Origin of the sequence: Pseudomonas sp. NPDC087598, assembly GCF_044743525.1 — a bacterium.
In the GTDB taxonomy this organism is placed as follows: Bacteria; Pseudomonadota; Gammaproteobacteria; order Pseudomonadales; family Pseudomonadaceae; genus Aquipseudomonas.
The window spans coordinates 9,665-15,336 of the sequence record NZ_JBIUWQ010000019.1; the positions used below are offsets into that span (position 1 = coordinate 9,665).

The 5,672-nt window shown below is 58.9% G+C and carries 5 protein-coding genes and 1 pseudogene; 4 read left to right on the forward strand and 2 right to left on the reverse strand.

Going from position 1 to position 5,672, the window contains the following annotated elements; genetic code table 11:
• Nucleotides 1–2 precede the first annotated feature (2 nt).
• The 4 genes from ACIOWE_RS12810 to ACIOWE_RS12825 all read left to right on the forward strand — a co-directional run bounded on the left by ACIOWE_RS12810 (nt 3) and on the right by ACIOWE_RS12825 (nt 3,748).
• The gene (locus tag ACIOWE_RS12810) at nt 3–482 is read left to right on the forward strand and encodes a DUF3015 domain-containing protein (protein WP_401391666.1); all 480 of its coding nucleotides are present in this window, start codon (nt 3–5) and stop codon (nt 480–482) included.
• Nucleotides 483–751: 269 nt separating this feature from the next.
• Nucleotides 752–2,605, forward strand: coding sequence for a DUF4105 domain-containing protein (locus tag ACIOWE_RS12815; protein WP_401391669.1), 1,854 nt, complete (start codon nt 752–754; stop codon nt 2,603–2,605).
• 219 nt (nt 2,606–2,824) lie between these two features.
• The gene (locus ACIOWE_RS12820) at nt 2,825–3,181 is read left to right on the forward strand and encodes a hypothetical protein (protein ID WP_401391672.1); all 357 of its coding nucleotides are present in this window, start codon (nt 2,825–2,827) and stop codon (nt 3,179–3,181) included.
• Nucleotides 3,182–3,253: 72 nt separating this feature from the next.
• Nucleotides 3,254–3,748 (forward strand): GreA/GreB family elongation factor, encoded by a 495-nt coding sequence (locus ACIOWE_RS12825; RefSeq protein ID WP_401391675.1) that lies wholly within the window; start codon nt 3,254–3,256, stop codon nt 3,746–3,748.
• On the opposite strand, the gene gdhA is transcribed toward ACIOWE_RS12825, so the two are convergent.
• Together gdhA and ACIOWE_RS12835 are read right to left on the reverse strand one after the other, a co-directional pair.
• Nucleotides 3,745–5,082: an NADP-specific glutamate dehydrogenase gene (gene gdhA / locus ACIOWE_RS12830; RefSeq protein ID WP_401391678.1), complete on the reverse strand. Its 1,338-nt coding sequence runs from the start codon at nt 5,080–5,082 to the stop codon at nt 3,745–3,747. The genes ACIOWE_RS12825 and gdhA overlap by 4 nt on opposite strands.
• Nucleotides 5,083–5,432: 350 nt before the next feature.
• Nucleotides 5,433–5,672: pseudogene (locus ACIOWE_RS12835) on the reverse strand (energy-dependent translational throttle protein EttA); the annotation flags it as partial.

The window sequence follows — 5,672 nt, forward strand, 5'->3', positions numbered from 1 at the left end:
GGATTCGGCTCGGTACTCTCTTCACCGCTGTATCCATCAACGCAATGGCGCTAGCTCCAGGCGGCCCGGATTGCGGTTGGGGCAACATGCTGTTCGAAGGTCAGCGTGGCACCCCGGCGCACTTCCTTGCTTCCACCACCAACGGCACTTCCGGTAACGCCACTTTCGGCATGACATCCGGCACCAACGGTTGCTCGACCAACGCATCGCTGACCTACGGCGGCAAATCCTGGTTTGCCATGAATGGCATGATGAACGAGCTGTCCGAAGACATGGCCAAGGGCAACGGCGAAGCGCTGACGACCTATGCCGTGGTATTGGGCGTGGCGCCGGAAGACCGTGCGCACTTCGCTGCCGTGACTCACGAGCACTTCCAGCAGATCTTCAGCAAGGCTGACGTAACCGCTGAAGACGTGCATACCAACACCCTGGCCGTGCTGAAATCAGACCCACGTCTGGCCAAGTACGCAACGCAGGCTTAAGCTCGACCCCACCCGCTTCTTTCGGGAAGCGGGTTTTATTTTTTATGGCCCGCCCTTTTTGAGCGATGCCAGTTCAGTTAAGACATGCGCTGAACCCTGTGGCGAGGGAGCTTGCTCCCGCTGGGGCGCGAAGCGGCCCCGCGCTTAAAAACCGGGAGCGCTGCGCATTCCAGCGGGAGCAAGCTCCCTCGCCACAGGTTCGGTACAGAATTGACTGACCGGTATTAACTGCCCAGGGTTTTGTTTTCTTTCGAGTTAAGTTGCCACCTATGCTCAAACGCCTTGCCTGGCTGGCGCTCTGTGTCTGCGCCCCGCTGTCCGCCGCGCCAAACATCGACCCTCAACGTTTGCAGCAACTGGCCAACGACCGCTTCTGGATTTCCCTCGGTCATTACGAAACCGCCAAACTCGGCGGCTGGCGCAGCTATGTCAGCGACAAGAAATTCTTTCTCGCAGCCGATGGCAATGAACACCCCGATCACGAACTGGCTGCGACCGTGCAAGCGTTGTACGCCCCGGCCAGCCTCGGCGAACAACACGCACAATGTGTTTATCCGGCGCGTACTCGTTGGCTGAAGGCGCAGCTCGACCTCACCGATCTGCCGACGCCGGAATGCGCCAAATACAAGAAATGGTTCAAGGACGTCTCGCCGCACAGCGCGGTGATGATCTTCCCGGCGGCTTATCTGAACAGCCCGTCATCCATGTTCGGCCATACCCTGCTGCGCATCGATCAGGCTGACGTGCAAAGCGACAAGACCTCGCTGCTCAGTTACGCGATCAACTTCGGCGCCTACATCGAGGGTTCCGACAACAGCATTCTGTACGCCTGGAAAGGCTTGATGGGCGGCTATCCCGGCCTGTTCGCGCTGGTGCCATACCAGGAAAAACTCTCCGAATATCGCAGCCTGGAAAACCGCGACCTGTGGGAATACCGGCTGAACCTGACGCAAGAAGAAACCGCGCGCATGGTCGAGCATGTGTGGGAGTTGAAGCAGATCCAGTTCGACTATTTTTTCTTCGACGAAAACTGCTCTTACCGTTTGCTCGAACTGCTGCAAGTGGCGCGCCCAAGCCTACGCCTGACTGAGCAATTCCCGCTGACCGCGATCCCCACCGACACGGTCAAAGCGGTGAAAGAGGCCGGACTGGTGGAAAGCATCGAATACCGCCCTTCCCGTGAACGCGAACTGCTCAGCCGTGCCGAGCCGCTGAGTGGCGAAGAACAGCAATGGGTCCTGAAGGTCAGCGCCGATCAACAGCAGTTGCTAGACCCGGCCTTCAAGGCTCTGCCCCGTGATCGCCAAGCCTTGATCATCGACGCGGCTTACCGCTTGGAACGCTATCGCGCCAATGGTCAGGAACGCGATCCGCAACGGGCACAACGCAGTTTCGAACTGCTGCGCGCAATCAACAAAAACCCGGCACCGGATCTGCAAATCCCGCAACCCGGTCTACCGGAAGATGGCCATGAATCACGCACCTGGCAGGCCGGTCTGGGCACACGTGGCGATCGTGCGTTCGGCGAATATGGCTTGCGCATGGCTTACCACGACCTGAATGACAACGCCGAAAGTTTCCCGCTCGGTGCGCAGATCGAAATCCTGCAGATGAAACTGCGCCAGTACGAAGGCAATCACTGGCAATTCCAGCAACTCGATCTCGCAACCATTCGCTCGCTGACGCCGCGTAACGAGTTGCTTCAGCCGCTGTCGTGGCAAGTCACCGGCGGCCTTGAGCGGGTGCCGGGCAAGCATGATGACGAGACGCTGGTCAGCCATGTCAATGGCGGCGGTGGCGGCACCTGGGCGCTGGGTGACGATGTGCTGGGTTTTGCCCTCGGCACGGTGCGGGTCGAACATAACAACGATTTCGCCGGCTTCATCGCCCCGGCGGCCGGTTTCAACAGCGGCGTGCTGTGGAAAAACCCGCTGGGCAACCTCAGTGTGGAGGCCAAGGGCGATTACTTCACCAACGGCGAAGTGCGTCGTAGCTTGAGCCTGAATCAGCAGTGGGAGTTGTCGCGCAACCTTGGGTTGCGCCTGAGTGCGCAGCGCGAGTTCAATCATGTAGCGACACCGGAAACCGAGGTCATGCTCGAAGTGAAGTGGTATCACTACTGATCTAAAGCCCGACAGATAAACCGTGTGGGAGCGAGCCTGCTCGCGAAAGCGGTGTGTCATTTAGCACTGAGGGTGACTGACCCACCGCTTTCGCGAGCAGGCTCGCTCCCACATTTGGATTAGTGGTGCTGATGGATTTTTCACACGCCTACGACAGCCGCCTCATGAATCCCCTTCTAGACTTTCCCTATCAGCCGAGAGCCGGCGCGGGAGAGTGCGATGTGGCGGTGTGCCGGTTTGCTGGGGGTGTTGCTGTTGTTGGGTGGTTGCCAGACCACCCATGAAGATCTGATCGCCAAGGGTTATCCACCGGCCTTCGCCGACGGTTTCGATGACGGTTGTATCAGTGGCCGACAGGCTGCCGGCTCGATCAGCGGCGAGTTTCGCAAGAACGTGCCACGCTATCTCAAGGACAAGCAGTACGCCGAAGGCTGGACCGACGGCTTCCGCCAGTGTCAGGCGATGCTGGAAAACAAGGATCGCGAAGACTATCGCAACGAACACAGGGACGAACGCGAGCGCGCCTGGCAGCAACAGAAAGATCAAGACGCCGGGCGGGCCTATCGCTCGCAATAGGTCGCTTCCAGACATTCAGTGAAACCAAATGCCTGCGACCATGGCCAGACTCTTTATACAGAGGAGGACACCATGAGCCGCGCTTTCGTCAACGAAGACAACGCCGCCGCGCAAGCCGATCAACCGGTCGAGCGCCACGTCAGCGAACAGCCCAATTACGTCACGCCACAAGGTCTGGCGCAGTTGCAGGCAAAAGTCACCGAACTGCAAAGCCTGCATGCCGAACAATCGGCCAAAGGTGATCAGGCCGACAAACAACGTCAGGCCGATCTGGAGCGTGATCTGCGTTACTTAAATCAGCGCCTGAGCAGCGCTCAGGTGGCCGTCGCCGCAACCTCCACCGACAAGGTGCAGATTGGCAGTTGGGTGACCTACGCCGACGAACACAACACCGAACGCCGGGTGCAACTGGTCGGCGAAGATCAGGCCGACGCCAGCCAAGGCCTGATCAATTGGGGCTCACCGCTGGGCCGGGCATTGCTTGGCGCCCGACTCAACGATGAAGTGCTGTGGCAGCGCCCCGCTGGCGATCAAGTGATTGAAGTGATCCGCATCGAACCGGCTTAAACCACGCCCTGCGCCAACATCGCATCGGCGACTTTGACGAAGCCGGCGATGTTCGCGCCTTTGACGTAGTTGATTCGGCCGTTCTCTTCGCCGTAATGCACGCAGGCATGATGGATCGATTGCATGATCGCGTGGAGCTTGCTGTCCACCTCGCCCGCCGTCCACAGCAGGCGCATGGCGTTCTGCGACATCTCCAGACCGCTCACCGCCACGCCGCCGGCATTCGATGCCTTGCCCGGCGCGAACAGAATCCCCGCCTCGATGAAGATATCCACAGCCTCCAGCGTGGTCGGCATGTTCGCGCCTTCGGCCACGCACACACAGCCGTTGCGCAGCAAAGTGCGCGCGGCTTCAGCGTCGAGTTCGTTCTGCGTAGCGCAGGGCAGCGCGATGTCGCACGGCAGCGACCAGGGAAGCTGAGCAGCGCGGAACTCCAAGCCAAATGCTGTCGCCAGTTCGCTGATCCGCCCGCGCTTGACGTTTTTCAATTCCAGTAGCGCCAGCCATTGCTCCTCGCTCAAACCCGATTCGCAGTACAGCGTGCCTTCCGAGTCGGACAGGGAAATCACCTTGCCGCCCAGATCCATGACCTTGCGCGCCGCGTACTGCGCAACGTTTCCGGAACCGGAGATCGCCACGCGTTTGCCTTCAACGGTTTGCCCGCGGCGCTTGAGCATTTCTTCGGCGAAATATACGCAACCAAAACCGGTGGCTTCCGGACGAATCAGGCTGCCGCCGTAAGTCATGCCTTTGCCGGTCAGCACGCTGGTGAACTGGTTGCTCAGGCGTTTGTACTGGCCGAAGAGGAAGCCGATCTCGCGCGCGCCAACGCCGATATCACCGGCCGGTACGTCAACGTCCGCGCCGATGTGGCGGTACAACTCGCTCATGAACGCCTGGCAGAAACGCATGACTTCGGCGTCGCTCTTGCCCTTCGGATCAAAGTCCGAACCGCCCTTGCCGCCGCCCATTGGTAGCGAAGTCAGGGAGTTCTTGAAGGTCTGTTCGAAAGCGAGGAATTTCAGCACGCCCATGTTCACCGAAGGATGGAAGCGCAAACCGCCCTTGTAGGGGCCGATGGCGCTGTTCATCTGGATGCGAAAACCGCGATTGACCTGGACTTTGCCCTGATCGTCGACCCAAGACATGCGGAACACCACCGCCCGCTCCGGCTCGCAGATGCGCTCCAGAATCCCCGAGGTCAGGTAATGCGGATTGGCTTCGAGAAACGGCCACAGACTGCGCAGGACTTCTTCGACGGCCTGGTGGAATTCGGGTTGATCCGGGTCGCGTTTTTTCAGTCGGGCAAGGAAGGATTCGACGGATTCGATCATGGGAAAAGTCTCGGCAAATTTATTGTCGTTGGAAGAGATTGAGCCGGACTGTAACAAACGAATTGCGCACAGGAACAGCGCAAAATGTCGCAGTTATGAAATTAAATGGTGCACAGGATATAAATCAGGCAGGTTTTTGCCCCTCTTTTGCACCTGAATGGGGAGTACCAATCCAAGATTTGCACCAACAATTATTCCGCTTTCGCGAGCAGGCTCGCTCCCACATTTGAAATGCATTCCCCTGTGGGAGCGAGCCTGCTCGCGAAGGGGTCACCACTGTCCATCTGAAAAAACCCGGGCAAAAAAAACGGAGCCCGAAGGCTCCGCTCTTTGTGCAACCAACCCCGATATCAGGCCAGTTTCTTGTGACGTACACGGTGCGGCTGGGCAGCCGCTTCGCCGAGACGCTTTTTACGATCGGCTTCGTACTCGGTGTAGTTACCTTCGAAGAAGATAGCTTGCGAGTCGTCTTCGTACGCGAGGATGTGAGTCGCGACGCGGTCAAGGAACCACCGATCGTGAGAGATCACAATGGCGGCGCCCGGGAAGTCCAGCAGGGCTTCTTCCAGGGAACGCAAGGTTTCAACGTC